Here is a 24,896-nt window from a genome sequence, read left to right as displayed (position 1 = left end):
GGGGATCAGCTCTGCCGAAGCAGCCAGACCAGAAGTGCCTTCTGGGCGTGCAGACGGTTCTCTGCCTCGTCCCAGACGACGCTCTGCGGGCCGTCGATGATCTCGGAGTCGACCTCGTAGCCGCGGTCGGCCGGGAGGCAGTGAATGAAGATCGCCTCCGGGTCAGCGAGACTCATCGTCTCCGCGGTGACCTTGTACGCACCGAGATCGCGGATGCGCGCGAGCTTCTCCTCTTCCTTGCCCATCGACACCCAGGTGTCGGTGACGATGACGTCCGCACCGGCGGCAGCCTCGACGGGATCGGTGAACAGGGTGATCGAACCGCCGGTCTCGGCAGCGCGGCGGTCGGCGTCCGCAATGACATCGGCGCGCGGAGCGTACGACTCCGGCGATGCGATCCGTACGTGCATGCCGGCCGTTACGCAGGCAAGCGCATAGGAGTGCGCCATGTTGCTCTCGCCATCGCCGAAGAACGTCAGGGTCAGGCCCTTGAGCTCACCCTTGTGCTCACGGATCGTCAGCAGGTCGGCGAGCAGCTGGCACGGGTGGAAGTCATCAGAGAGCGCATTGACCACTGGCACGCGTGTGCCCTTGGCCATCTCCTCAAGCCCAGCCTGCGCATAGGTGCGCCACACGATAGCGGCGACCTGACGCTCGAGCACGCGAGCAGTGTCGGACGGGGTCTCCTTACCGCCGAGCTGACTGCTCGCAGTCGAGATGATCAGGGGCGTTCCACCGAGGTCGGCGATACCGACGGCGAACGAGACACGGGTGCGGGTGGATGACTTGTCGAAGATGACCGCGACGGTCTGCGGGCCTGCGAGCGTTTTGTCAGCCCAGCGGTCCTTCTTCAGTTCGACAGCGAGGTCGATGATCTCGGCCTGCTCGGCCGAGGTCAGGTCATCGTCACGCAACAGGTGGCGGGTCATGCGGGTACCTTTCCGGTTTCGGATGCCGCAAAGCTCGCCTGAACGTCGGCGAGGGCTGCGGAGAACAGCGTCTGGAATTCTTCGATCTCGGCGTCGCCGATGTTGAGGGCTGGTGCGAGGCGCACCGTGCTCGAGTTCGCGGCGTTGATGATGAGGCCGCGCTCCTGGGCTGCGGCGACGATGGCACCGGCGACGGGAGCATTAAACGCCACACCGATCAGCAGTCCGCGTCCGCGGACCTCGTCGACCAACTCAGAGCCGAGGCCCTCGATCACAGCACGCAGCTGCGCACCGCGCACGGCGGCGTTCTTCACAAGCCCCGCGTTCTCGATCTCGGCGAGAACCGCGTTCGCGACGGCGGCACCCAAGGGATTGCCGCCAAAGGTCGACCCGTGGGACCCGGGCGTGAACAGGGCGCTTGCCCCACCGTAGGTGACGAGCGCACCGATCGGGAAGCCGCCACCGATGCCCTTGGCGAGGGTGATCACGTCTGGAGTGATGCCCTCGTGATTGAACCCGAACCAGTCTCCGGTGCGTCCAGCACCGGTCTGAATCTCGTCAACGATCAGCAGCGCGCCGTGCTTCAACGTGAGCGAACGTGCTGCGGCGAGGTAACCCGCCGGCAGTTCGACGACGCCGGCCTCTCCCTGAATGGGCTCGACGAAGACAGCTGCGACACGTTCATCCAGCGCAGCCTCTAGCGCCTCGATCGTGGCGGGGATGTGCTCGACGCCTCCGGGCATCGGCTCGAAGGGCTCTCGATACGCCTTCTTCGCGGTGAGCGCGAGCGAGCCCATGGTGCGTCCGTGGAACGCGCTCTCGAGGGCGATGATGCGGGGGCGCTCGGCGCCGCCGTGCAGGCGGGCAAGCTTGAAAGCCGCTTCGTTTGCCTCAGCGCCCGAGTTCGAGAAGTACACCCGCCCGTCGATGCCAGCGCCCGCCAAGCGTTTCAGGCGCGCAGCGAGTTCGAGCTGCGGCGGCGTGGCGAAGTAGTTCGACACGTGCGTGAGGATTGCGGCCTGCTTCGAGATCGCCTCGACAAACACCGGATGTGCGTGGCCGAGCGAAGTCACCGCGATGCCAGCGAGGAAGTCAAGGTGTCGCTTGCCGTCACCGTCCCACAGATAAGAGCCTTCGCCGCGGGTCAGCAACGCCAACCGGTCGCCCGCATTGAGCACCAGATCTCGTGCTGCTTCTTCCTGCCAGACGGTCATGCCGTCACCCCCGAATTTCCGAGTACCACTTGTGTTCCGATTCCCTTGCTTGTGAAGAGCTCTACGAGCACCGAGTGCGGCACGCGTCCATCGATGATGGCCGCCGCATCCACTCCGCCTTCGACGGCATCCAGGCATGCGCGCATCTTCGGGATCATTCCCGATTCCAGCGTCGGCAGCATCTCGGTGAGTTGCGCGGACGTCAAGTGCGAGACGAGTGAGTCCCGGTTGGGCCAGTCCGCATACAGCCCAGCCACGTCGGTGAGGACGACCAGTTTGCGTGCATTCAGTGCGATAGCCAGAGCGGATGCCGCGGCATCCGCGTTCACGTTCAACGACTGACCTGGGTGATCAAGGTCGGGCGCGATGCTGGAGATCACCGGAATACGGCCCGCCGCCAGGTGATCGAGCACCGCGGTCGGATCGACCTGCACCACATCTCCGACGCGACCGAGGTCGACCGTCTCACCGTCGATCACGACGCCGCGGCGACGTCCACCGAATAGGCCGGCGTCCTCACCGCTCAGACCGGTCGCGATCGGACCGTGCGAGTTGATCTTCGCAACGAGCTGCGGGTTCACCTGGCCGGTGAGCACCATACGCACAACGCTGATCGCCTCGGTGTTGGTGACCCGGTATCCGCCCTTGAACTCGCTGGGGATCGCAAGGCGATCGAGCATGCTCGAAATCTGCGGCCCACCGCCGTGCACGACGACCGGCTGCACGCCGACGTAGCGCAGATACGCGATGTCCTGCGCGAACGCCTCTTGCAGTGCATCCGAGACCATCGCGTTGCCGCCGTACTTGACGACGACGATCTGATCGCGGAACTTTTTCAGCCACGGCAGCGACTCAATGAGCGTCGTGGCCTTCTCGGCAGCGACGTCGGGCGGTGTGTCCTGAATGTCGGTCATGAGGCGTACGCACTGTTCTCATGCACGTAATCGTGCGTGAGGTCGTTGGTGCGGATCGTGGCCTCGGCCTCGCCCACCTGGAGGTCAATCAGCAGGTCGGTGGCGCGCGGGGTGAGGTCGACTTCCTCACGGGGCCGGTCAGGTCCGCCCTCGCTGCAGACCCGCACGCCGTTCATCCAGACGTCGACGTTGTACGGGTCGAACTGGGCATTGGTCGTGCCGATCGCGGCAAGCACGCGGCCCCAGTTCGGGTCGTTGCCGAAGATCGCCGCCTTGAAGAGGTTGTTTCGAGCGACGGAGCGGCCGACTTCCACGGCCTCCTGCTCGCTGATCGCGTTGGTGACACGGATCGTGATGTCGTGGCTCGACCCCTCGGCATCACCCTGCAGCTTGATCGCGAGCTGATCGCTGAGCTCGGTCAGCGCTGCCGCGAAATCGTCGAGATCAGGGCGGATGCCGCTCGCGCCGTTGGCAAGCAGCGTCACCTGGTCGTTGGTCGACATGCAGCCGTCAGAGTCGAGCCGGTCGAAGGTCTGGCCAGTGGCACGGCGAAGCGCGGTGTCGGCTTCGAGCGCTTCGAGGTCGGCGTCGGTCGTGATGACGACGAGCATCGTCGCAAGGCCCGGTGCCAGCATCCCCGCGCCCTTCGCCATGCCTCCGATCGTCCAACCGTCACGCGAGACCACGGCGGTCTTGACGACGGTATCTGTCGTCATGATCGCCTGGGCGGCAAGGTCTCCACCCTCGGCGCTGAGCTCGGCAATCGCCTGCTCGGTGCCGGAGAGGACCCTGGAACGGAAGACGTCATCGCCGGTGCCGATGAGACCAGTGGAGCAGACCAGGATGTCGCCGGCGCTGACGTCCAACAACTCGGCGGCCTTCTCGGCGGTCTGATGCGTGGTCTGGAAGCCGAAGCTACCGGTGAAGCAGTTCGCGCCGCCGGAGTTCAGCACAATCGCTTCCACTGTGCGGTCGGCGATCACCTGCTGTGACCAGATGATGGGGTTCGCCTTGGCGCGGTTGCTGGTGAAGACAGCGGCGCCGATCTTGCGCGGACCACGATTCACGACGACAGCGAGGTCGGGCTTCCCTGTCGATTTGAGCCCTGCGACCACGCCGGCCGCTTCGAATCCTTGAGGTGCAGTGACGCTCACGGGGCGACTCCGTTCAGTGAGAGGGCACGGTCTTCGGGAAGACCAAGCGCGAGGTTCATGGATTGGATAGCCGCACCGGCGGTGCCCTTGACGAGGTTGTCGACCGCTGTGACGACGGTGACGCGGTTCGCGCCGCGGTCGATGGCGAGTCCGATGAGGGCTGTGTTGGCGCCGATGACGTCGGCGGTGCGAGGGAACTGGCCTTCCGGCAGCAGCTGCACGAAGGTCTCGTCGCCGTATGCGTTCTCCCACGCTGCGCGAATCTCGGCGTCGGAGACGCCCGGCATGATCGGCGCCGTGGACGTGGCGAGGATGCCCCGCGCCATCGGCACAAGAACGGGCGTGAAGGAGATGCGCACGCTGTCGGCACCTGCTGCGGCGAGCGCCTGCTGAATCTCGGGGATGTGCCGGTGCGTGCCGCCGACCGCGTAGGGGTTGGCGGAGCCCAGGACCTCACTGGCCAACAGGTTGGTCTTCAGGCTCTTACCTGCGCCCGAAGGCCCGACCGCGAGCACCGAGACGATGTCGCTCGGGTCGATGACACCTGCAGCGACTCCCGGTGCGAGGCTCAAGCTCACCGTGGATGCGTTGCAGCCAGGGGCGGCGATGCGCTTCGCATCACGTAGGTGCTCGCGCTGCTTCACACCATTGTCGATCAGCTCCGGCACGCCATATGCCCATGGCTCATGGAAGTGCCCACCATAGAAGGCGTCCCAGGAAGCCTGCGAGGTCAGGCGGTGATCTGCACCCGCGTCGATGATGAGCGGCACATCGTCCAGGGCATCCGTGTACTGGCCGGACTGGCCGTGCGGAAGCGCGAGGAAGACGATGTCGTGGCCAGCAAGGATCTCGGGGGTGGTGTCCTGCAGAGTCAGGTGCGCGAGTGAACGCAAGTGCGGTTGGTGCTGGATGAGCGGCTGGCCGGCGTTGGAATGCGCGGTCACGGTGCGGATCTCAATGTCAGGGTGACTCGCGAGCAGGCGCAGGATCTCGCCGCCCGCATAGCCGGATGCGCCGGAGACGGCGACGGTATACGTCATTCTTCTACCTTAACGGTCTGGAGTGGTGGGCCGAAGGCGGCGACACCGGTGCTCGACCCGCAAAGCCGAAGATCGGCGTTCGGGGAACACGGGGTCGCCTAGAGTCGGCGGCCGCCCAGACGGCTGCGGCGTCGGCGCACCACGACGACGCTCGGAGCGAGCGTCGGTGAAGCGGATGCAGCCGAAGACATGTGGCGAGAATAGACCCGCGGCTATGGCATCCGCAAATCGCACATGCGTCAGGTAGGCCTCACGATCCGGTCGGCGCGGCGAAGAAAGCCAGCTCATGCCGAGCCGAAGCCTCGAAAGCCGTCCGCATCCGAGCGCGGGTGTCAGAAGTGACCGTCGTCGCCGCAGCAGCCACATATGCGATCGCCTGACCAGTGGCATCCTCGAACGCGGGATCGGCGTACGTGGCCAGCCAGGACGCGTATGGATGCTCCGCGCTCTGCGCGTACGCGCCGAACTCCCCCGCGTGCAAACGCTGGCCGAGGTCGGTGTACAGCCAGAAGCACGGAAGCGCCGCCGCGATGAGTTCTGCATAGTTCCCGGAGTGGGCGGCCGCCCGCAGATGATCGAGATACGCGATGGTCGCCGCCGCTGGTTCGGCAACGAAGGTGTCGTGTGTGACACCCTGCGCTGGGGTGAGCCAGGACGCGTGTAGTTCGATTTCCCCAGCGATGGCGCCGTGTGCGGACTGCGCCCAGAACGCCTGCTCCGCGGAGGTGGGCGCCAGCCGCGCGGCCTCGGAGAGGATCCTGGCGTATTCACGCAGATACAGAGCATCCTGCGCGAGATAGAACAGGAACACGTCCTGCCTGAGGGTGCCGTCAGCGAGTGCGCGGATGAACGGCAACTCGTCGATGTCGGCACGCACCTGAGCGGTGGCGTCCCACCATTCGGCGGTGAGTTCTTGCACTGTGGGGCGAGTCTGCAGACCGCCGCGCTCCCAGAGCCCGGCGAAGTGATGCACAGGACCGTGTCCTCCCCCGACGTCGAGATCAGCACCAGCCCTGAGCGATTCACGCAGCCAGGAGCGAGCGGATGCCACGGCCTCCGGCCACTCTTCACCAAGACCACGCCTGGTGGCGAGCGCTGCGGAAAGCGAACATCCGGTGCCGTGTGTACTCGTGGTGTCGATGCGCGTGCCGGGGAACTCGTGCACAGTACCGGCGCCGACGAGCGCGTCTGGTGCCTCGTCTCCTGTCAGGTGACCGCCCTTCACAAGCACCGCCGCCCCGGTGCGCTCGGCCAGTTCGCGTGCGACGGCGATGCCTTCCGCCCAGTCGTCGATGCTGTCTCGGCCCGTGAGTGTGGCCAGTTCGGGAAGGTTCGGAGTGATCACATCCGCATATCGCAGCAGATCGTCAAGCGCGGCTTCCGCCTCGGCGTCCAGCAAACGATCTCCGCTGGTGGCGACCATGACCGGGTCGAGAACAACGACAGGCGGGCGCACCTCCACGAGCCAGGAGATGACGGTGCGGATGACCTCTGCACCCGCAAGCATCCCGATCTTCACGGCGTCGATCTCGATGTCGTCCGATATCGCGTCCAGCTGCGCGCGCAGGAAGTCCGTCGGGGGCACGTGCACTGCTCGAACTCCCTGCGTGTTCTGCGCGGTGAGCGCGGTGATCACCGCCATCCCGTAGCCACCGTTGGCTGCGATGGACTTGAGATCGGCCTGGATGCCTGCACCGCCGGAGGGGTCGCTGCCCGCGATGCTGAGCACACGCGGCACTGTCTTTCCCCGCCACCGCTGGCGGAAGATCTGCGCCGCCGCGCGCGGATCATCGGCTGCACACAGCGCCGAGACCACGGCGACTCCGACTGCTCCGGCTTCGCGCAGCGCCGCGACGTCGTCGAGGCCGACGCCACCGATCGCGACGCACGGCAACGGACTCGCCGTCGCGAAGGCCCGGAAGCCGTCGATGCCCAGTGCCGGTGGATGATCAGGTTTCGTGCTGGTCGGGTGGATGACCCCGACGCCGAGGTGGTCGACCGTGCCGGCAGGGAGGGCGCGCACGGCGTCGAGGTGTTCAAGGGTGTTCGCGGTGAGACCGATGATTGCATCGGGCCCGAGGAGCTCGCGGGCACGCAGCACAGAGGCGTCCGCTTGCCCGAGGTGGACGCCGTCTACCCGTGCTCCCCTCTCCCTCGCCGCAACTGCAGCGTCCAGCCGGTCGTTGACGACAAGCAACGCGCGCCCATCGATCACGCGGGAAAGCTCCAGCAGTTGCTCGACGATGTCGGCATCCGTTGCCGTCTTGTCGCGCAACTGCACGAAGCGCACACCGCCGGCGACCGCGCGTCTCACGGTCTCCACGACCCCGCGCGAGCCGCACAGGTCGGGGTCAGTGACGAGGTAGACCGAAAGGTCGACGTTCATGGCTCATCCGTTCCGAGTCGCGCCGCGGACGCGATGTCTTCGGGTGTGAGCGCGGCGAGCGCGTCGAGCAGTGCCACCGCGAAGCTCCCTGGTCCGTGAGACTTCTCCGCCGCGTGTTCTGCGGCAATCGTGTATACGAGGCTCGCCGAGGCGACGGCCCTGAGCATAGACACGTCGGCGGTGCGGGCAGCGCCGAGGAAGGCTGCCATGACGGCGCCGAGGGCGCAGCCACCGCCGGTCACCTTCGTGAGCAGCTCGTGACCGTTCGCGATGCGGATGATCTCTTCACCATCGGTGATGAGATCGACGGGTCCCGATACTGCGACGACGCTCCCGAAGCGCTGGGCGAGGGCACGAGCGGCGTCGGATGCAGCATCCGTCGTGTCGGTGGCATCCACTCCCCGGCCTCCGGCTGTCATGCCAGCCAAGGCGAGGATCTCCGAGGCGTTTCCACGGATCGCCGACGGGCGCCGTTCTGCGAGTTCATGAGCCAGCGCCGTGCGAACCGGCAGTGCGCCGATCGCGACGGGGTCGAGCACCCATGGCGTGCCGGCGGCCACGGCTCCGGCCGCCGCCTCGCGGCACGCGTCTCGTTGCTCTGGCGTCGGGGTGCCGAGATTCAGCAGTACGCCAGAGGCGATGCCGGCGAACATCTCGCTCTCCCCCACGATGTCGACCATCGCGGGCGCTGCGCCGATTGCCAGCAGCACGTTTGCGGTGAAACCGGTCACGACGGTGTTCGTGATGCAGTGGGTGAGTGGAGGTTCAGCCCGCAGGGACGTCAGCAGGCGAGCTGCGTCCTCGACGAGGGTGGTGGACGGTGGACGCAGAAGATCGCTCAATGCGACATCCCTTCGCTAGTACGAACTAGATCAGGTTCGACGGGTGTGCTCTCAGCCGCCCTGTGGCGGCACCCCGTGTCACTGCTCGGAGTCTAGCGGAGCGCACCCGGCGTGGTCGGGGAGCGATGGTCCTGGTCGAGTGCCGCGATCAGGAAGCTCGATTAAGAAATTTCGCCGATCCACGAGAGCGTGGGCGTCGTCCACTCGGCATCCGGTCGCCATGTCGTCCAGGATCGCTCGAATGGCCAGTCGCCCGCGTGGAAGGATGCGATCGCCGCATCCGCATGCTTTTCGATCTGCGCAGCATCCGCGGCTGATAGGCGTCCCTGGATGACCGCTTCGATGAGCTCATCCTCGTCTTTCAACCCGATCTCGCCGTCGAAGCCAATCTCGACGTCGAGGACGTGGTCCGATGAGTAGGTCGCCGCGTCGGTGCGCTGGTGTGCGTTCTCGAGGTTCACGTACCAGCCGGCAAACGTCCACTCGTCTCCGCTTGTCTCACTCCAAAACAGCCAGACAGACCACGGCATGCCAGCGGGCGCGATCCGCAGCACGCCGTTTCCCCACCACTCCTCGACGATTCGGGTGCGTTCAACGAGCCAGCGCTCGGCCAGCGGCACGGTGCGGATGCGTTGCCCGTCTGGCGCTCCCATTCCCTCGAGCTTCGCCCCGGGAGCGAGCCAGGCGACGATCCCTCGTTCGTCATCACGCACCACCCGCATCGGTGCGACGTTCGAGACGTCACCCTTCTGCCAGCGAGGCTTGCGGTAGTGCCAGTCAATCTGCGCGCCCGGCGCGAGGAAGGGCTGGGCGCCAAGCTCGCGGGCCTCGGCTGGAGCTGTGGGCGCGGTGGCGCGCGGAACCGTCACGATCAGTCGGTCCAGGGCATCGGGCGTTCAGGATCGCGAGTGGCATCATCCGGAAGGTGCGGAAGCTCTTCTCCCGCCGCACGGATGCAGAGCCAGCGCAGTTCACCTGGGCTGTCGGGACGAGCACGCCAGGTGCGCCATACTCCCTGGCCGACGCGGATGGTGGAACCAGGGCCGACGTCGACGACATCGTCGTCGAGCCCCATCTGGCCGAGGCCCTCAAGGAATACGTAGAGCTCCTCAGCTGTGCTGTGCGTGTGCCAGTAGCCGGCTTCCTCCCCAGGAACGAGGGCATTGGCGGTCATGCCGATGTACTGCATCGCCAGTTCGTGGTCGACGACACGTCTGCCGTCACGTGAACGTGCCGGCACAAAACCACCGAAGTGGTCGCGCCACTGGTCTGGGGCACCGATCTCGGTCACTTCGTAGTCACTCATGGGGCGGCCTTCCGCTGATTCTCGTCGTGGGTGTACTGGGCTTCACGCGACAGGGGTTCGCGACCATGCATCGCCCGCGCGCTCATAGACGATGCGCGTGTGATTGCGATCCACTGAACCCTGCCAGAACTCGATGCGGGTGGGGACGATACGCCACAGCACCCACTCGCCGGGGAGGATGCCCTCGCGCGCAGCAGGCGAGCGGGCTGCGAGATCGGCCGCACTATCCTGCTCTGATGCCTCGACGACTGTGCCGCGCACGCGCACCGCCCGAAGCACGGGCTGCCACCAGAAGTTCATCGCCGCCACCGGCCGCGCTGCCAACTGGGCGGCTTTTCGTGAGTCTCGAGATCCGGCGAAGCCCCACCCCTTTTCGCTGACGTCCTTCAGGCTGAGTGCGCGTGCATCGGGAATGCCCTCGGCGTCGACGGTCGCCAATGTGGCCGCCTGCGGTTCGGGAACGCCGCGCGCTGCGGCGTCGTGAATCCACGCCAGAAACATCGCCGCAGGATCGTCACCGAAAGAGTCTTCGTCGAGTGGTGGAGCGGTTCCGGTCAGCGCAGGCTGGGCGCGCAACCATTCGGCGACAGAGTTTTGTGACATGCCGTCATCCTTTCGGATCATTCAGCGTCCGCCGATAAGGACACGCGTACACCGCGCCAAGAACCGCGCTTAGAAGGGTGGAGTTGCAGGAGTTGGTGGTCTGGTGCGATGACCAGTCGGTGTGGTGACTTCGACTGTACGATCGGGCCGGCTTCGGTAGACGGCCCGGGTGAGATGTCGATTCACATGATCGCGTGGGCACAATGGGCGCAGCTCTTCGATATTGGTTCTGCCGCCCTGCGCCCATGGGATCTCGTGATCGATGTCTGACTGCTGCGCCAGTCGTGTGCATCCGTCTCGGGAGCAAGTACCATGTTGCAGGATCAGCCATTCTTTCTGCGCCGACGTTGCTCGGCGGCTACGTCGTTCCATATCGAGCACGATGCTGTCGATCGGGTCAATGATCACTCTGCGGAACACCCCAGTGTCGAGGAAGATCTGCTTCGCCGTCAACGCGTCGAGCGGCCCATAGCCGACGAGCTCGGCCTGCGGCTCAGGAAGCGATGCGATCTCGGTCGCATCGCCGGAGAGCAACTGGACAGGGATCGTGACAAACACCTTGGTCTGCACCGCCGTATCGGTGCCGATCCCGCACAGCCACTCCGCGCACAGATCTGCCCGAATCTGCGCCCGAGTACGGCACTCGTTCGGATGCATCTGCAGCTTCTTCGCTTTCGTATCCGCACGCTGGTACGCAGCGACGGCATCCTCGGTGGACATCAGCACACCAAACCAGGTCATGCCCTCATCCCGGTGACCTAGGCTCACCCTCCGGTCACGCAACGCCCTGGTATGGCGGACGCTCGGGTCTTCGGGTGTGAGTTTGTCGACCAACCTTCGCAACCGCTGCATGAAAAGGGCGGGGGCACAGGTCAATGCCCATTCCGCGGTCGCCTCATCGATCCGACGGCAGGCGTCTCGTTCGGCCTCGCGTTCGAACTCTGTGCTGTGCGCCGGAGCACGCACCTTCAACAGCGCACCGACAGTATGCGAGACGAGATACATCGAAGCGAACCCGTCACGCGCATTGCGCCACAGCGTCGGCAGATGTGACTGCGCCTGCTCTGCAACATGCAACTGCCCGCGCACATAGTCGTCTGAACTCTTCAGTCTCAACGCGATATCGAAGATCGCTCCTCGCTCGGCGACCGCCACTGCATCACGGTCCGTTGTCAGCGCATACAACTCAGGGTTGCGACGTGCGAGAGCAACGGCATCCGCAATACGCGCAGCCCGACTCGCCGCCTGACGATTCAGGTCGATGTCAGCACACTGCAGATCATCAAGCACAGACTCGACGATGAACGCGGCGTCGTGGGGCCGGTCATCCACATCGTCGAACCAGGAGTCCATAACTCTAGTTTAGAATATACGAACCCATTCTGGCAAGGCTAGTTTCGAATATAAATTCGAATATCTCAGACCCGATTCTGCAGGAACAACAAGATCGCGCGCACGCGGCGATTCTCATCCGCCGGGCTCAGACCCAGCCCGGCGAAGATGTTGCCGACGTGCTTACGCACTGCCGCGTCGCTGAGGAATAGCGTCGATGCGATCTCACCGTTCGAGAAACCTTCCGCCATCAGCGCCAACACCTCGCGCTCGCGCGGAGTGAGGGCATCCAGCGGTCCCGATGACCCTGTGCGCAGGAGATGCCTGGTGACCTCCGGGTCGATGACCGTTCCGCCACCGGCAATGGTTGTCAGCGTCCGATCGAAGTCTGCGACACGGTTCACACGCTCCTTGAGCAGGTACCCGACCGCACCCTCAGGGAGCATGAGCAGTTCCCTGGCGTAGCGGTCGGCGACGTATTGCGACAGCACGAGCACGGGCTGCGCAGGATGCGCTGCTCTGATCTGAAGGGACGCGCGCAGGCCATCGTCTGTGCCATCCGGAGGCATCCGTACGTCGGTGATGACGAGTTCGGGTGGGGCCACGAGGGCGGCGTAGGCGCGCAGCAGCTCCGGAGCATCGGATGCCGTAGCCACGATCTCGTGCCCGAGTCGTTCCAGCAGTGCACCCAGCGCCTCCCGCAGCAGCGTTGCGTCATCGGCGAGGAGGATTCGCATACGCGTCCCCTTCCTGACTGCCCAGATCCGCAGCGCCGGCAATCGGCAGTTCCATGCGCAGCACCGTCGGGCCGCCTGTTGGACTGGTCAGCGTCAATGTTCCTCCGAGAGACTCTGCCCGTCCTTCGAGCCCGGAGATCCCCGATCCGCGCTCCGCATCCGCACCTCCGTGCCCGTCGTCCATCGCCGAGACATATGCAACGCCCGCGTCGGCGCCGAGCTCGACTGTGACCCTCGAGGCGACAGTGTGTTTCGAGGCGTTGGTCAGCGCTTCTGACACCAGGAAGTACCCCGCGGCCTCGGCTGCGGGCGACAGCCGAGGAAATCCGTTGTCCGTGATCTGTAGCAGCAGGGTGCTGCGCCCTGCCAGTTCTTCGAGCGCACTCGGAAGCCCGTGGTCGGTGAGCACGGCGGGGTGAATCCCACGTACTGTCTCTCGCAGAGTCGCAAGCGCGCGCTCGGTCTGGTCCTGTGCTGTGCGCAGCGCCCGGTTCGCAGCATCTAGGTCGTGGGAGGCGAGCTCCAACTCGAGCAGGCCGAGCCGCGCCGCAATGCCGACGAGTTCCTGCTGGACTCCGTCGTGCAGATCGCGCTCGATACGCCGACGCTCGGTTTCATGCGCTACCACGATGGCCTCACGCGAACGGGTGAGCTGAGCGACACGGAAGTCGATCTCCGCCGAACGTGGTGCGATGAGCCACCCGATTGCACTCGCATGCAATGCGGCGAGCGCAGCATTCGCATAGGCCATGATCAGGAGGATTAGCGGCAACCACAGCAACGGGTGCCACCAGTTCTCCGCACCAACGGAGAGCCAGACATCCTCGAAAAGGTTCACCTCAGCGGGCGGACGGGTGTAACCCAACACTGCGAGCGCGATCGGTATTGCGACGGCCACAAACTGCAGGAGAAGCAGGGCCAGCGAGAGGGCCCCGATCACGAGTCCGGCGACCAGCGCCGCGGTCTCCCGCCAGGTGGCCGGTTCCGTGAGCCGGATGTTCAACCAGTTGTGACGTTCTTCACGTGGGACGCGCACGTGTCCGCTCCCACGACGTGGGGCGCCCAGCATCCTGAGGCGACGTCTTTCGAGAGCAGCGAGCAGGATCGCCCACAGCGGCAATGCGATCACCGTCACTGCGACGACGGGCAGCGTAATCAGAAACAATGCGGCGGTGAGTATGACGTGCACGAGCGCCAACCACGACCAGCGCGAGATGACGAAGCGCCATGGCGGCAGCATGAGTCCCTGCCAGATCGTCGATGCGCGCATGCTTTCAGCCTATGCATCCGCAAGGTTCTTTCCGCACGTTGCGGCACGAAGGTAGCGCCAGGTCTACCCCGTTCAGGGGCCGCAGGCGGGTGTGCTCATGCCGGGCATGGAATGGACTGGATGCATGACACAGACGCACCAGCCACTACCCGCTGCCCCTGCTCTGCATGCCCACGGCGTGACCAAGAGCTTCGCCGTCCGTGGCGGTCCCGATGTGCCGGTACTGCGTGGCATCGACGTCGATGTCGCACCCGGCGAGATGCTGAGCATCGTCGGCCAAAGCGGATCCGGCAAGTCGACACTGCTCTACTGTCTGGCAGGGCTCGAGCGCATCGACAGTGGCGAGATCACTGTCGGTGGACAACGCATCGACGACCTCTCTTCTGCGCATCTGGCGCGGATGCGCCGCGACCGGATCGGCTTTGTCTTCCAGAGCTACAACCTCATCGCTTCTCTGTCTGTGCGCGAGAACGTGGCGTTGCCTGCACGGTTGGCGCGTCGTCGAACACCGGATGTGGAGGCAGCGCTGGCCGCCGTCGGGCTGGCGGATCATGGCAGGAAGCTGCCCGGGGCGCTTTCCGGCGGTCAGCAGCAGCGGGTTGCCATCGCACGCGTGCTCACCGCACAGCCGGATCTCGTGTTCGCGGATGAGCCCACCGGGGCTTTGGACACGGCGACGGGTGTGCAGGTGCTGGATCTGCTGCGCGAGCACGCGAGCGGTGATCGCAGCGTCGTTCTGGTGACTCATGATCTGGATGCCGCGGCCCGCGCCGACCGCACTCTCGTATTGCGCGATGGGGTGATCGTAGCGCAGCTGGTTCACGCCACGGCATCAGAGATCCTGTCCGTCATGCAGGCGCCGATCGACGCAGGGATCAGCGCCGGAACAGTCGCATGACCCGGCTGCTGTGGGCAGAGCTGCGACGCGGATGGGCGAGCTGGGCAGGACTTATCGCCGTGACCGCCATCACCGCGCTGGCGTTCTCAGTCGCCATCGCGATGCTGGAGCGCGGGCTACGCGAAGGTGGCGAGATTTTCGCGGCATCGACAAGCTTCCTGTCGGTTTTGCTCATGTTCAACATCCCCGGTGGTGCGATCGTGATCGCCGCAGTCGCACGCCTTGCTGTCGACCTCCATCGGCCCGTGTACGCGCGCTGGCAGCTGAGCGGTGTCGGGCCCGCACAGACGTCGAGCGTTGTACTCGTGCAGCTGGCGTGCATGGGTCTCATCGGCGGAGTCCTCGGTTTTGCCGTATCGATTCCGATCGTTCCCGCGTTCCTGAACGCCGTCTTCGCCAAGGACACCAGTTGGTGGGCCGATGCCACGATTACCCCCGGGATGTTCACTGCCCGTATCGTCATTCCGCTCACCGTCATCGTCACGCTCCTGGGCGGATTGCGCGCAGCAGTTTCCGCCGGGCGCACGCCCCCGTTGGCGGCACTACGCGATCCCGAACCGCAGGCGAAGCGGATGCGGTGGTGGCGATGGGCACTCTTCCTCATCGTGCTCTTCGCTGCAGGAGCTGGGGTCATCGCTCCGCTTCGGGCTGAGGCGCGCAGCACCGTCATCTCGCAGTTGCCACTGCTCCCGGCGTTTCTGATGGTTATCGTGGCTGCCGCAGGCCCTGTGCTGTATCCGCTCGTTCTGCGGGGCTGGACCGCAATCATCCCGGCCCGGGTCTCGACGTCGTGGTATCTCGCTCGCCATCAGGCGCGTTACCACCTGAGTCGCAGCACCGCGTCGATCACTCCACTGTTCGTCGGCGCTTCGTTGCTGGGCGGTCTCATGACGATGTCTGCCACGACGAGCGCCGCCATAGATGCCGCCGGCCTCGGAGGCAACTTCGATCTGGACATCATGCAGGTGATGCTGCTGGTCGGCGGCCCCGTGCTGCTCGGAACGGTCGGCGCAGCCGTGGTGATCTTCATGAGCAACCGCACTCAGGGCGCTGAGCAGGCACTACTGCGCGCGAGCGGAGCGACCGAACTAACCGTGCTCGCCTCAGCGCTGTGGCAGGGCGTGATTCATGTCGTGACAGCGTGTCTGCTCACCGTCCTCGTCCTTGTCGGCACCGCTGTCGTGGCGGCCACGGCGCTGGCTCGGTTCATTCCGGCGGTCCCCGTGGTCGATCTCGGTGCCGCTTCGCTGCTGGCTGCGCTCGGTCTGGTGCTCACAGCATCCGCGACTGTGTTGCCTGGTCTCGCGCGTCTCAGGGAACCCGTCGCCGGCCAGCTCGCCGCGGCGTGAGCAGCGTCCAGATCCTCCGGACTTGCTCTCTCGGTACGCTGACACGGTGAGAGTCCTTGTTTGGCTTAATCGCCTAAATTCCAATCATCCTTGGAGCCACAACGACTTCTACGGTCCGTGGGTCGCACGTCAGGTGAGGTCGAGCGAAGCTCAAAACGTTCTTGACATCGGGTGCGGAACCGGGAACCTCGTGACTCGATTAGTGCCTTGGGTAGACACGATCACGGGCTTGGAACCGCACGAACCCACAGCGAAGATTGCGACCGGACGATTCGTAGGCAACGGTGCCGTCACGATCAGGCAGGAGTCCTTCGAACAACTCGACCCAGGCGAAGGATACGACGCGATCACGCTTGTCGCCGTGCTGCACCATCTGCCGCTTCAGGACACGTTGAGGAACCTCGCTTCGAGGCTCAACCCCGGTGGCCGCCTCGTGATTCTGGGGTGCTATCGCGAAGCAACGGGAACTGATCATCTGGTCTCGCTCGGTGCCCTCGTGCTCAATCCGGCGATGGGCTTGATGAAGCATCCCCGACGCGCACGTGTCGTTCCCGAAGGCATGACCGCTCCCACCGCGCCCGCACGAGAATCGCTTGCGGAGATACGTGCTGAAGCTGCCCGATTCCTACCCGGATCACGAATCCGTCGCAGACTTTTCTGGCGGTACTCGTTGGTCTACGACGCGCCGCACTGAGGGTGCGGCTTACCGGTCGCCCTGCGACGAGATATCGCTCAAAGCGGCCTGAATACTCCGAATGATTGACCCCAGGATGCCCGACGCGAGAAGTCCAGAACCGAGCGGGCCCGCGGAGCTCTCACCCAGCGCCGGCAACTGCTGAAGTACCGCTCTGACCTGAGCTGTCATGTGCGCGAGTTGCCACGCGACCTCATCAGAGACCGCCGTGGGCGCATCCGCAGCGGCCAGCCCGGCCGCTTTCGCGGCGTAAGCGGCTGCGCCGAAAGCGTGCGCGCCCATGTGAGCGACACCAGCAGCTTGTCCAGCCGCCCGGGCAGCCGCCACAGCCGCAGGAGAACTCACTGCGTGCGCGGCCCGACCCGCGACGAAACGCCGGCGAATCTCACCGGCGGCATCAAGTTCACCCCGCGCAAACGCCCGCGTGCGAGCGATCGCATCACGTGGTCGACCGTCTGCCGGAGCCTCCGTCTCGAACAAGATCAAGACTCGCTCAGCGCAGTCCGCCGCCCACGTTGCGACGAGGCGGCGATCATCTTCGCTCAGCGACTGTGGAGATAGCATGCCCGCATTTTCGCACGCCGATCGCGGGGCCTCCTGCTCAACCCCCAAGACCGAGCGCCCGGATGGTGCATCGACGGTGGCGGGCAGCCTCGAGATGGGATTGACTTAGAAGGATGCCCGACCGCAAGCCGCGCTATGTACGCCTCGTTGTGACCCTGCTCGTTGGCGCTCCCGTCGCTGTTCTTCTCGTGTGGCCGCAGGCTTTCGGTGCGCACGCAGTGCTGGTGGTCGCCCAGCTCGTCGCATTCCGAGCTTTGCTCGCACTCTTCCTCGGCCTCGGCGCAGTTCTCTTCGTGATCGTTGCTCTATTCAGCAAACGGTGGGGAGTTGCCGCGGGAGCCGCGATTATTCTCGGCATAGCATCGATCGCCAATGGTGGTGTCTTACTTTCCCGTGGCGCGGAAGGCGCGCTACCCGACGCGGATCTGACCGTTGTCGCGTGGAACACTCAGGGTGGCGCTGCATCCCCCGAGAGCGTTGCGCGTCTCGTGCTGACCACCGACGCTGACATCGTGAGCCTGCCGGAAATGGATGACCTTGCCGTGACTGAAGTGGCACGGCTAGTGGCAAACGAGGGACACCAGATGACAGCTGACACCACGTACGGCGAAACTGGTGACTCATGGATCCCGACGTCCGTGCTCATCGCAGATGACCTCGGCGAGTACCGAGTCGACACGTCGGCGGGTTCGACGCCCGGGTTGCCGAGCGCCGTGTGGCGTTCTGTGGATGGGAGCGGGCCGACGATCGTCGCCGCGCACCCGTCGCCTCCACTTCCCGAAAGCATGGATGAATGGCGATCGGGGCTGCAGTGGATTGCCGAACAGTGCGACGCTCCTGACGTGATCATCGCGGGTGACCTCAACGCGACTGTCGACCACCTGTCAGGACTGGGCATCGGCGATGCACTCGTCGGTGGCTGTCAGGATGCCGCGATCGCAGCCGGCGCCGGCGCGATAGGTACTTGGCCTGCAATGGCGCCATCCTGGCTCGCGTCGCCGATCGACCATGTCCTCTTCGGAGCGGCGTGGACCGTTCACGGAGCACAGGTCGTCACTTCGTTGGACCAAGCGGGAACCGACCATCGCCCGATCGTCGCTGTCCTCAGCGCCCGATAACAGACAACGCCGCCGCGTGACCGCCGTCCGAATCTGGCTCGCGGTCCTGCTCGGCACGTTCGGCGCGCATCGGTTCTACCTTCGGCGCTTCGGAACAGCGTGGATGCTGGTCATCGCGTCGGCGATGAGCGTGCGCCAGCGTTGTTGAGCATTAGCTCTCGTCTTCCTGCTTCACCGTGGGTATCGTCGTCTTTGTGAAGATTGATTGGTATCTACTCATCGGCTCCCTGTTCCTGCTCGTTTTCGTCGCCACCCGGTGGGTCGACAGTTCCTTCTGGAACGGACTCGGAGTCGGCCTCGGCCTCGTCAGCGTTATCGCGCTCGGGGTCGGTATCAGCAACCATCGAAACAAGGCGCGAGACGAGCAAGCCTGACCGCAAGAACGAACTGGGTGCCGACGAGCCTGCTCGGTCTTGGTGTGATCCTGGCCCTCACCATCGGCGCGGTCGCGCTAATCAACTGGGTCTTCGGCTGACGGCAGGCCATCGTCTGCCCCTTCCTGCCTCACGAGGCAGCCATCGCTGCGCAGGCATTGCACACCTCATCTTCACGGCTTGTCAACGGGTACCCCTCGGTATCGAAGCGGCGTACGGTGAGCGGCATGTGGACCGTACTCGTTATTCTTCTCGTCGCATGGGCAGTGCTCTCGGTCGTTGGCTTCGCCATCAAGGGTTTGTTCTGGTTGGCGATCATCGGCATCATCCTGTTCGTAGGAACGGTCGTCTTCGGCCTTGTCCGTCGAAGTCGCGGGAAGCGGGAGGTGTGACGTGTTCGCTGCAGACCGTCCCAAGAAGAAGGCTTACTCTCAAGATCGGGCTGACGACCGGTGGGAAGGTGAAGGAGGTTCCCAAGAGGAACCCGAGGAAGAGACGCCTGGTAGTGGTGGACCAGAGAGCGATGACGAACCTGGTTCATGACCTCTGCCTTTCCTGCTTCACCGGCGGCTGTGATGTCCCCGCTACGGGGGATGTGATTGCCCGTGCGCGTACGTATCGTTCTACACATGACCGAACCAAATGAGAGTTCCAAGAAGAAGGCAGGCCATGGCATCGCGCTCGGAATCGCGATCGGGCTTCCGGTTGGTGCGGGGGCGGGGATGCTGCTGTTCGACAACCTCGCCATAGGCGCGGGACTTGGCCTCGCGCTGGGCATTGCATTGGGCGTAGCGCTTGAATCTTCGTGGAAGGGCGAGAAGTCCGAATAGGTCGCTGTCCCTCACACTCCTGGTAGTGAACGGCGACGTCTGTGCCTGCCTCATAGTGAAGAGCGCCAGCATCCCTCACGGGACACCGGCGCTCATCACCTCAAAACGAGGGTCACTCGCGCAGGGTCGCACCGAATCGCTTGGTCGCCACAGCCACACCGGCGAGCTTCGCCTCAGTAGCCTCGGCGGCGGTCAGCGTACGGTCAGCACGGAAGCGCAACGCGAACGTGAGGCTCTTCTGCCCGTCATCGACGCCCTGGCCGCGGTAGTCGTCAACCAGACGCAGCGATTCGAGCAGCGAGCCAGCACCCTCCACGAGAGCTGCACGCAGTTCACCGGCAGTCACCGTAGCCGGAACGACAAGCGACACGTCCTGTGTAGCGGCGGGATACGTCGACAGTGACTCGGCAACGACGCGGGAGCCCGCGAGCTCGAGGACGCCATCGAGATCGATCTCGAGCACGACAGCACGACCGGGAAGATCAGCGTCAGCCGCGACGTCCGGGTGTAGTTCGCCGATGTAGCCAACTTCCGTGCCACCAACGCTCAACACACCGGTGCGTCCCGGATGCAGCGCCATACGCTGCGCCTGAACGACGTCAATCTCAACGCCGGCAGCAACAGCGATCACGCGGACAGCATCTAGCGCATCAGACAGCCCAGCCGGCTCGGCATCGCGACCCGGCTGACGTGCAGACACATTGCCGGCGAAGAGCGCGGCCACGTGACGGTCCTGCGGCGGAATGGAGGCGTTCAGCGCTGCGAGCGTGTCATCCGAGGGGCGCTGCCCCAGGGGCGGCACTTCATCGGTGCCGTAGACGACTCCCGGCTCTGGCAGGAACACCAGACCGGTCTCGTAGATCGCAAGATCTGTCAGACCGCGCGCGATGTTGCGATGCGCGATCTGAAGCAGCCCGGGAACCAGCGAACGGCGCAGGAACGGCGACTGTCCATCGAGAGGGTTCGCTAGACGGATGCTCGGAAGGTGCTCCCCCGATGCCGATCCGTGCAGGTCGTTGTGCTGCTCAGTCGTGAAAGGGAACGACGGCGTCTCGACGAGACCTGCCGCGGCCAGCGCATTCGCGACACGACGACGGCCCTGCTGCAGCACAGTGAGGCCACGACCGGATGGCGGCGTCGGCAACACGGACGGGATGCGGTCGAGGCCATGGATGCGCGCGACCTCTTCGGCCAGCGTCCACTTGTCAGTGAGGTCAGGGCGCCAGCTCGGCGGGATGGCCTGCCAGCCGTCAGCGGTCTCGGTGACCTCTGCGCCAATCGTTTCCAGCGCGCCGACGATCTCCTCATCGGTGTAGTCGACGCCGATGAGGTCGGGGACGAACTCTGCGGGAAGCTCAATGCCATCGATGGAGACGTCAGAGAACAGCGCCCCACCGACCTCATCGATGCGCCCGCCGGCGAGAGAGACCATGAGGTCGGCCACGCGGCGAGCCGCGACGAAAGGCACCAGCGGGTCGACACCACGCTCGAAGCGCTTGGATGCTTCGCTGGGCAGCTTGTGACGACGGGCACTGCGCGCGATCGAGACCGGGTCGAAGATCGCAGCTTCGATGAGCACGTTGCGGGTCTCATCGCCCATCTCAGTCGTGCCGCCGCCCATGACGCCGGCAAGACCGATCGGGCCCGAGTCGTCGGTGATGAGCAGGTCCTCGACGTGGAGCGTGCGTTCCTGGCCATCGAGCGTCTTCATCGTCTCGCCATGCTGCGCGCGACGCACGGTGATGCCGCCGGAGAGCTTGTCGAGATCGTAGCCGTGGATCGGGTTACCGAGCTCGAGCATCACGTAGTTGGTGATGTCGATGAGCACACCGAGCGACCGGATGCCGGCGAGCGACAGCCGCGCGATCATCCACGGTGGCGTCGGACGGGACGGATCGACATCGCGCACGACGCGCACGACGAACTCCTGCACAGCAGGGTTCTCGCGCAGCGGCTCTGCGTCGACCGAAAGTGGGAAGCCAGTACCGGGCTCGACGTCAGACCATTCGTGCTCGGCCGGATCGCGGAAGTCCGCGCCGGTGGCATGGGAGTACTCACGCGCGACACCGCGGATGGAGAATGCGTAGCCGCGGTCCGGCGTGACGTTGATCTCGACTGCGACGTCATCAAGACCGAGAAGCTCGATCGCGTCAGCGCCGATAGGAGCGTCGACACCCAGCGTTGACAGGATCAGGATGCCATCGTGCTCATCCCCGAGTCCCAGCTCGCGCGCAGAGGCGATCATCCCGTCGGAAACATGACCGTAGGTCTTGCGAGCCGCGATCGGGAACGGCCCTGGCAGCACCGAACCTGGCAGCGTCGCGACGATCTTGTCGCCGACGGCGAAGTTGCTCGCGCCGCAGACGATGCCGCGGACGCCTCCGTTGTCGGGGCCGACGTCGACCTGGCACCAACGGATCGTCTTGCCGTTGGACTGCGGCTCTTCTTCGAAGGAGAGCACCTGACCGACGACGACGGGACCTGAGATCTCGAAACCGTGGATCTCCTCCTCTTCGAAGCCGACCGACACCAGCGCCTCGAGGACATCTTCAGGGGTGGCATCCGCTGCCACATCCACGTACTCACGCAACCACGAAAGCGGGACGCGCATCACACCACCATCCCGAACTGTTCGCTGAAACGGACATCGCCCTCGGCCATGTCGCGCATGTCTTGTACATCGCTGCGGAACATCAGCGCGCGCTCGACGCCGATGCCGAATGCGAAGCCGCTGTAGATCTCTGGGTCAATTCCCGCCGCGCGCAGCACATTGGGGTTGACCATGCCGCAACCGCCCCACTCGATCCAGCGGGCGCCGCCCTTGAACGTCGGGTGCCACAGATCGAACTCGGCAGAGGGTTCGGTGAACGGGAAGAAGTTCGTGCGAAGACGGGTCTTCGCATCCTCTCCGAACAGCTGCTTGGCGAGATGATCGAGCGTGCCCTTGAGATGGGCCATCGTGATGCCCTTGTCTACGACCAGGCCTTCGACCTGTGTGAACACCGGCAGGTGCGTGGCGTCGAACTCGTCCGTGCGGTAAACCCGTCCAGGGCAGAGCACATAGATCGGCACCTCACGGTCGAGCATCGAACGCACCTGCACAGGGCTCGTGTGCGTGCGCATGACCAGATGACGATCAACCGGATCGACGAAGAAAGTGTCCTGCATCTGACGCGCGGGGTGGTCGACATCGAAGTTCAGCGCGTCGAAGTTGAACCACTCGTGCTCGAGCTCCGGTCCTTCCGCGACCTCCCAGCCCATGCTGACGAAGATGTCGGAGATGTCATCCTGCAACTGCATGAGCGGATGCCGCGCTCCGACGCGTGTGCGCGAGGAGACAGCGGTGATATCGACGCGCTCCGCCTCCAGCCGTTCGGCAGTCTCGGCCTCGGCTAGCTCGCCTTCTTTCGAGGCGAGAGCCTTGGTCACCTGACCCCGGCCTTGGCCGACGAGCTTGCCGAAGGTGGCTTTGTGTTCGGGCGCTACCTGGCGCATCGAAGCATTCAGCACCGCCAGCGGCGACCCCTCAGCGACGTGCGCGGAGCGAGTCGCTTTCAGCTCGGTGGTATTGGCAGCGGCACCGATCGCAGCGAGTGCGGCAGCGACGGCGGATTCCACCGCCTCGGGCGTGATCTCTGGAGCATCTGACACGAGACATGAGTCTACCGGCGGTCGCCGGTCCTCCCCTACGGGCATCCGCCGTGCGAGTCAGAGCGGATGAGGCTCGGTCAAAGACCCAGACCGGAGTCGGGTTTCCCCGTGCCCCTTTGCAAGGTGATGAGCTCGGTGTCGGTCCCGTCGTGCATGAGTGCCGCGGCATCCGCCTGGAGTGCCTTGACCTTCGGTGAGCGCCGAGTACGAATCTCGACCCACTTCGCGATTCCGGCAAGGATCAGACACATGAGGATGTAAATGCCACCGATCACGAATGCCGACTGCAGAATCGGGCGCCCCTGCTGAGACGTGAGCTGCTTGGCGTAGTACAACAGTTCGGGGTAGGTGATGATGAATCCGAGGGCGGTGTCCTTCATCGTCACGACGAGCTGCGCCACGATCACTGGCAGCATCGCTCGAATCGCCTGCGGCAGCAGGACCAAGCGCATGACGCCGCTCTTGCGCAGCCCGATCGCGTAACCGGCCTCCTTCTGACCGCGGGGTAGCGATTCGATGCCAGCGCGAAGCACCTCTGCGAGCACGGAACCGTTGTACATCATCAACGCGATCACGACGGCCCAGTACGGATCCATCTTGATTCCGATCACAGGCAGCCCAAAGTAGAGCAGCATCATGAACACGAGAACGGGAACGGCCCGGAAGAGTTCAGTAATCACCGTGACGGGAACGCGCACCCAGGCGTGCTCGGAAAGCCGTCCGATCGCGAGGGTGAAGCCAAGCACGATACTGAGCACCGCAGCGAGCGCGAACGCTGCAAGAGTGTTCCCCAGCGCCTTGAAAATGCCCGTCCATACGTTGGAGAACGTGAAGACGTACCACTTCTGCGCGGAGAACTGACCGGTAACGACCATGCGGTAGATGACGAAGCCGATCGCAGCAAGTACCACGATGATCGTGACGACCGCCAGAAGACGATTGCGCAGGATCGCCTTGGGTCCGGGGACGTCGTACAGTACGGAAGTCATCGGATGATCCTCCATCGGTTCTCGAGATATCGCTGAAGCCAGCTGAGCAGCATGACCAATGCCACGAACAGCACGGCGACCCACAGCAGGACCTCCATCGGGTTTCCTGGCCGGTCGGCTGCGTCGTTGACGGTGGCGCGCAGTGCACCGAGTTCTGCGATGGAGAATCCTGCCGCCACTGTGGTGTTCTTCAACAGCGCGATGAAGACGCTCATCATGGGTGGCACCACAGAGCGGAAGGCCTGCGGGAGGATGACGTTCGTCATTACCTGCCCGAACGGGAGGCCGATCGCCCGAGCTGCCTCGGCCTGACCGACAGGCACCGTGTTGATACCGGCGCGGAGCACCTCTGCAACGTAGGTGGCGGTGTAGATACCGATCGCGAGGATGCCGAGGACCGTGTTGGAAAGCTCTGGGAGGCCCAATTGCGGATACCCGAACACGAAGAAGAAGAAGACAAGAGTCAACGGCGTGTTTCGCACGAGGTTCACATACACCGTGCCAACTGAGCGCGCGATCGGCACCGGCGACACGCGCATCGCGCCGACGATGATGCCCAGCACGAGGGCGATGATCCCGCCGATGAAGAACACGAGCAGCGTATTGCCGATCGCTTCGCCCCACAGGTCGAGGTTGCCGAAGATGACGTCCATGCCGTCCTCCCCTTCTGAAATCAGGAGGGGACGGCCCTCATAGGCCGCC

General features: G+C 64.7%; 26 protein-coding genes and 1 riboswitch. Of the genes, 8 read left to right on the top strand and 18 right to left on the bottom strand.

The genetic code is table 11. The annotated features are described in order from the left end of the window. Positions 1–5: 5 nt before the first annotated feature. The 13 genes from argF to AC1C2O_RS19010 all read right to left on the bottom strand — a co-directional run bounded on the left by argF (position 6) and on the right by AC1C2O_RS19010 (position 13,727). Complete coding sequence (argF, locus tag AC1C2O_RS19070) at positions 6–929, bottom strand: ornithine carbamoyltransferase (RefSeq protein WP_495432155.1); 924 nt, start codon at positions 927–929, stop codon at positions 6–8. Beyond that, a complete protein-coding gene (locus AC1C2O_RS19065) occupies positions 926–2,143 on the bottom strand; it encodes an acetylornithine transaminase (RefSeq protein ID WP_495432154.1) in 1,218 nt (405 codons plus the stop codon). The genes argF and AC1C2O_RS19065 overlap by 4 nt, the downstream gene beginning before the upstream one ends. Next, the gene (gene argB / locus AC1C2O_RS19060; protein WP_495432153.1) at positions 2,140–3,057 is read right to left on the bottom strand and encodes an acetylglutamate kinase; all 918 of its coding nucleotides are present in this window, start codon (positions 3,055–3,057) and stop codon (positions 2,140–2,142) included. The genes AC1C2O_RS19065 and argB overlap by 4 nt, the downstream gene beginning before the upstream one ends. Next, a complete protein-coding gene (gene argJ, locus AC1C2O_RS19055) occupies positions 3,054–4,211 on the bottom strand; it encodes a bifunctional glutamate N-acetyltransferase/amino-acid acetyltransferase ArgJ (protein WP_495432152.1) in 1,158 nt (385 codons plus the stop codon). The genes argB and argJ overlap by 4 nt, the downstream gene beginning before the upstream one ends. Then, positions 4,208–5,251: an N-acetyl-gamma-glutamyl-phosphate reductase gene (gene argC / locus AC1C2O_RS19050; RefSeq protein WP_495432151.1), complete on the bottom strand. Its 1,044-nt coding sequence runs from the start codon at positions 5,249–5,251 to the stop codon at positions 4,208–4,210. The genes argJ and argC overlap by 4 nt, the downstream gene beginning before the upstream one ends. A gap of 250 nt (positions 5,252–5,501) precedes the next feature. Further along, positions 5,502–7,637 carry a bifunctional hydroxymethylpyrimidine kinase/phosphomethylpyrimidine kinase gene (locus AC1C2O_RS19045; RefSeq protein WP_495432150.1) on the bottom strand — a complete coding sequence of 712 codons (2,136 nt, stop codon included), beginning with the start codon at positions 7,635–7,637 and terminating at the stop codon, positions 5,502–5,504. Further along, on the bottom strand, positions 7,634–8,479 hold the full coding sequence (thiM, locus tag AC1C2O_RS19040) for a hydroxyethylthiazole kinase (protein WP_495432149.1): 846 nt from the start codon (positions 8,477–8,479) through the stop codon (positions 7,634–7,636). Before thiM ends, AC1C2O_RS19045 begins: the two co-directional genes overlap by 4 nt. Next, a riboswitch (TPP riboswitch) is annotated at positions 8,470–8,565 on the bottom strand. (Overlaps the previous gene by 10 nt.) Before the next feature lie 75 nt (positions 8,566–8,640). After that, positions 8,641–9,348 (bottom strand): DUF402 domain-containing protein, encoded by a 708-nt coding sequence (locus AC1C2O_RS19035; protein ID WP_495432148.1) that lies wholly within the window; start codon positions 9,346–9,348, stop codon positions 8,641–8,643. A 2-nt stretch (positions 9,349–9,350) separates the two neighbouring features. After that, a complete protein-coding gene (locus AC1C2O_RS19030) occupies positions 9,351–9,785 on the bottom strand; it encodes a cupin domain-containing protein (RefSeq protein WP_495432147.1) in 435 nt (144 codons plus the stop codon). Positions 9,786–9,827: 42 nt separating this feature from the next. Further along, positions 9,828–10,388, bottom strand: a complete 561-nt coding sequence (locus tag AC1C2O_RS19025) for a pyridoxine/pyridoxamine 5'-phosphate oxidase (protein ID WP_495432145.1) — start codon at positions 10,386–10,388, stop codon at positions 9,828–9,830. Between the two features lie 69 nt (positions 10,389–10,457). Further along, positions 10,458–11,741, bottom strand: a complete 1,284-nt coding sequence (locus AC1C2O_RS19020; RefSeq protein ID WP_495432144.1) for an HNH endonuclease signature motif containing protein — start codon at positions 11,739–11,741, stop codon at positions 10,458–10,460. Positions 11,742–11,806: 65 nt separating this feature from the next. Then, positions 11,807–12,457, bottom strand: coding sequence for a response regulator transcription factor (locus tag AC1C2O_RS19015; protein WP_495432143.1), 651 nt, complete (start codon positions 12,455–12,457; stop codon positions 11,807–11,809). Continuing rightward, complete coding sequence (locus AC1C2O_RS19010; protein ID WP_495432142.1) at positions 12,435–13,727, bottom strand: sensor histidine kinase; 1,293 nt, start codon at positions 13,725–13,727, stop codon at positions 12,435–12,437. The genes AC1C2O_RS19015 and AC1C2O_RS19010 overlap by 23 nt, the downstream gene beginning before the upstream one ends. Before the next feature lie 124 nt (positions 13,728–13,851). Here AC1C2O_RS19010 and AC1C2O_RS19005 point away from each other — a divergent pair, with 124 nt between their 5' ends. Genes AC1C2O_RS19005 through AC1C2O_RS18995 form a run of 3 tightly spaced genes read left to right on the top strand, consistent with a single transcriptional unit; the run spans position 13,852 to position 16,668 of the window. Next, entirely contained in the window at positions 13,852–14,625 is a 774-nt protein-coding gene (locus AC1C2O_RS19005) for an ABC transporter ATP-binding protein (protein WP_495432140.1), read from the top strand. After that, positions 14,622–15,974 carry a hypothetical protein gene (locus AC1C2O_RS19000; protein ID WP_495432139.1) on the top strand — a complete coding sequence of 451 codons (1,353 nt, stop codon included), beginning with the start codon at positions 14,622–14,624 and terminating at the stop codon, positions 15,972–15,974. The genes AC1C2O_RS19005 and AC1C2O_RS19000 overlap by 4 nt, the downstream gene beginning before the upstream one ends. Next, complete coding sequence (locus AC1C2O_RS18995) at positions 15,862–16,668, top strand: class I SAM-dependent methyltransferase (protein ID WP_495432138.1); 807 nt, start codon at positions 15,862–15,864, stop codon at positions 16,666–16,668. The genes AC1C2O_RS19000 and AC1C2O_RS18995 overlap by 113 nt, the downstream gene beginning before the upstream one ends. Before the next feature lie 9 nt (positions 16,669–16,677). Here AC1C2O_RS18995 and AC1C2O_RS18990 read toward each other — a convergent pair whose 3' ends face one another. Beyond that, positions 16,678–17,232 (bottom strand): putative immunity protein, encoded by a 555-nt coding sequence (locus AC1C2O_RS18990; RefSeq protein WP_495432137.1) that lies wholly within the window; start codon positions 17,230–17,232, stop codon positions 16,678–16,680. A 113-nt stretch (positions 17,233–17,345) separates the two neighbouring features. Between AC1C2O_RS18990 and AC1C2O_RS18985 the strand changes: the two genes are divergently transcribed. From AC1C2O_RS18985 to AC1C2O_RS18965, 5 genes are all read left to right on the top strand, one after another. Next, positions 17,346–18,350: an endonuclease/exonuclease/phosphatase family protein gene (locus AC1C2O_RS18985; RefSeq protein ID WP_495432136.1), complete on the top strand. Its 1,005-nt coding sequence runs from the start codon at positions 17,346–17,348 to the stop codon at positions 18,348–18,350. A gap of 16 nt (positions 18,351–18,366) precedes the next feature. Continuing rightward, on the top strand, positions 18,367–18,498 hold the full coding sequence (locus AC1C2O_RS18980) for an NINE protein (protein ID WP_495432134.1): 132 nt from the start codon (positions 18,367–18,369) through the stop codon (positions 18,496–18,498). Positions 18,499–18,544: 46 nt separating this feature from the next. Beyond that, positions 18,545–18,724, top strand: coding sequence for a hypothetical protein (locus AC1C2O_RS18975; RefSeq protein ID WP_495432133.1), 180 nt, complete (start codon positions 18,545–18,547; stop codon positions 18,722–18,724). 227 nt (positions 18,725–18,951) lie between these two features. Next, positions 18,952–19,116 (top strand): hypothetical protein, encoded by a 165-nt coding sequence (locus AC1C2O_RS18970; protein WP_495432132.1) that lies wholly within the window; start codon positions 18,952–18,954, stop codon positions 19,114–19,116. Positions 19,117–19,353: 237 nt separating this feature from the next. Further along, on the top strand, positions 19,354–19,554 hold the full coding sequence (locus tag AC1C2O_RS18965) for a glycine zipper domain-containing protein (protein WP_495432131.1): 201 nt from the start codon (positions 19,354–19,356) through the stop codon (positions 19,552–19,554). 112 nt (positions 19,555–19,666) lie between these two features. On the opposite strand, the gene pheT is transcribed toward AC1C2O_RS18965, so the two are convergent. The 4 genes from pheT to AC1C2O_RS18945 form a co-directional block, all read right to left on the bottom strand. After that, positions 19,667–22,165 carry a phenylalanine--tRNA ligase subunit beta gene (gene pheT, locus AC1C2O_RS18960; RefSeq protein WP_495432130.1) on the bottom strand — a complete coding sequence of 833 codons (2,499 nt, stop codon included), beginning with the start codon at positions 22,163–22,165 and terminating at the stop codon, positions 19,667–19,669. Then, positions 22,165–23,205, bottom strand: a complete 1,041-nt coding sequence (gene pheS / locus AC1C2O_RS18955; RefSeq protein ID WP_495432129.1) for a phenylalanine--tRNA ligase subunit alpha — start codon at positions 23,203–23,205, stop codon at positions 22,165–22,167. Before pheS ends, pheT begins: the two co-directional genes overlap by 1 nt. Positions 23,206–23,282: 77 nt before the next feature. Then, on the bottom strand, positions 23,283–24,194 hold the full coding sequence (locus tag AC1C2O_RS18950) for an amino acid ABC transporter permease (RefSeq protein WP_495432128.1): 912 nt from the start codon (positions 24,192–24,194) through the stop codon (positions 23,283–23,285). Continuing rightward, positions 24,191–24,847 (bottom strand): amino acid ABC transporter permease, encoded by a 657-nt coding sequence (locus tag AC1C2O_RS18945; protein WP_495432126.1) that lies wholly within the window; start codon positions 24,845–24,847, stop codon positions 24,191–24,193. The genes AC1C2O_RS18950 and AC1C2O_RS18945 overlap by 4 nt, the downstream gene beginning before the upstream one ends. Positions 24,848–24,896: the final 49 nt, after the last annotated feature.

The sequence above is a fragment of the Microbacterium sp. Y355 genome, assembly GCF_059445345.1.
This window is presented reverse-complemented; position numbering and strand designations above follow the sequence as displayed.

Bases quoted from the DNA above. Each gene is read 5' to 3' on its own strand.
- argF (WP_495432155.1), bottom strand. From the start codon at position 929: ATGACCCGCCACCTGTTGCGTGACGATGACCTGACCTCGGCCGAGCAG.
- AC1C2O_RS19065 (WP_495432154.1), bottom strand. From the start codon at position 2,143: ATGACCGTCTGGCAGGAAGAAGCAGCACGAGATCTGGTGCTCAATGCG.
- argB (WP_495432153.1), bottom strand. From the start codon at position 3,057: ATGACCGACATTCAGGACACACCGCCCGACGTCGCTGCCGAGAAGGCC.
- argC (WP_495432151.1), bottom strand. From the start codon at position 5,251: ATGACGTATACCGTCGCCGTCTCCGGCGCATCCGGCTATGCGGGCGGC.
- AC1C2O_RS19045 (WP_495432150.1), bottom strand. From the start codon at position 7,637: ATGAACGTCGACCTTTCGGTCTACCTCGTCACTGACCCCGACCTGTGC.
- AC1C2O_RS19030 (WP_495432147.1), bottom strand. From the start codon at position 9,785: ATGAGTGACTACGAAGTGACCGAGATCGGTGCCCCAGACCAGTGGCGC.
- AC1C2O_RS19025 (WP_495432145.1), bottom strand. From the start codon at position 10,388: ATGTCACAAAACTCTGTCGCCGAATGGTTGCGCGCCCAGCCTGCGCTG.
- AC1C2O_RS19020 (WP_495432144.1), bottom strand. From the start codon at position 11,741: ATGGACTCCTGGTTCGACGATGTGGATGACCGGCCCCACGACGCCGCG.
- AC1C2O_RS19015 (WP_495432143.1), bottom strand. From the start codon at position 12,457: ATGCGAATCCTCCTCGCCGATGACGCAACGCTGCTGCGGGAGGCGCTG.
- AC1C2O_RS19010 (WP_495432142.1), bottom strand. From the start codon at position 13,727: ATGCGCGCATCGACGATCTGGCAGGGACTCATGCTGCCGCCATGGCGC.
- AC1C2O_RS19005 (WP_495432140.1), top strand. From the start codon at position 13,852: ATGACACAGACGCACCAGCCACTACCCGCTGCCCCTGCTCTGCATGCC.
- AC1C2O_RS19000 (WP_495432139.1), top strand. From the start codon at position 14,622: ATGACCCGGCTGCTGTGGGCAGAGCTGCGACGCGGATGGGCGAGCTGG.
- AC1C2O_RS18990 (WP_495432137.1), bottom strand. From the start codon at position 17,232: ATGCTATCTCCACAGTCGCTGAGCGAAGATGATCGCCGCCTCGTCGCA.
- AC1C2O_RS18985 (WP_495432136.1), top strand. From the start codon at position 17,346: ATGCCCGACCGCAAGCCGCGCTATGTACGCCTCGTTGTGACCCTGCTC.
- AC1C2O_RS18970 (WP_495432132.1), top strand. From the start codon at position 18,952: ATGTGGACCGTACTCGTTATTCTTCTCGTCGCATGGGCAGTGCTCTCG.
- AC1C2O_RS18965 (WP_495432131.1), top strand. From the start codon at position 19,354: ATGACCGAACCAAATGAGAGTTCCAAGAAGAAGGCAGGCCATGGCATC.
- pheT (WP_495432130.1), bottom strand. From the start codon at position 22,165: ATGCGCGTCCCGCTTTCGTGGTTGCGTGAGTACGTGGATGTGGCAGCG.
- AC1C2O_RS18950 (WP_495432128.1), bottom strand. From the start codon at position 24,194: ATGACTTCCGTACTGTACGACGTCCCCGGACCCAAGGCGATCCTGCGC.
- AC1C2O_RS18945 (WP_495432126.1), bottom strand. From the start codon at position 24,847: ATGGACGTCATCTTCGGCAACCTCGACCTGTGGGGCGAAGCGATCGGC.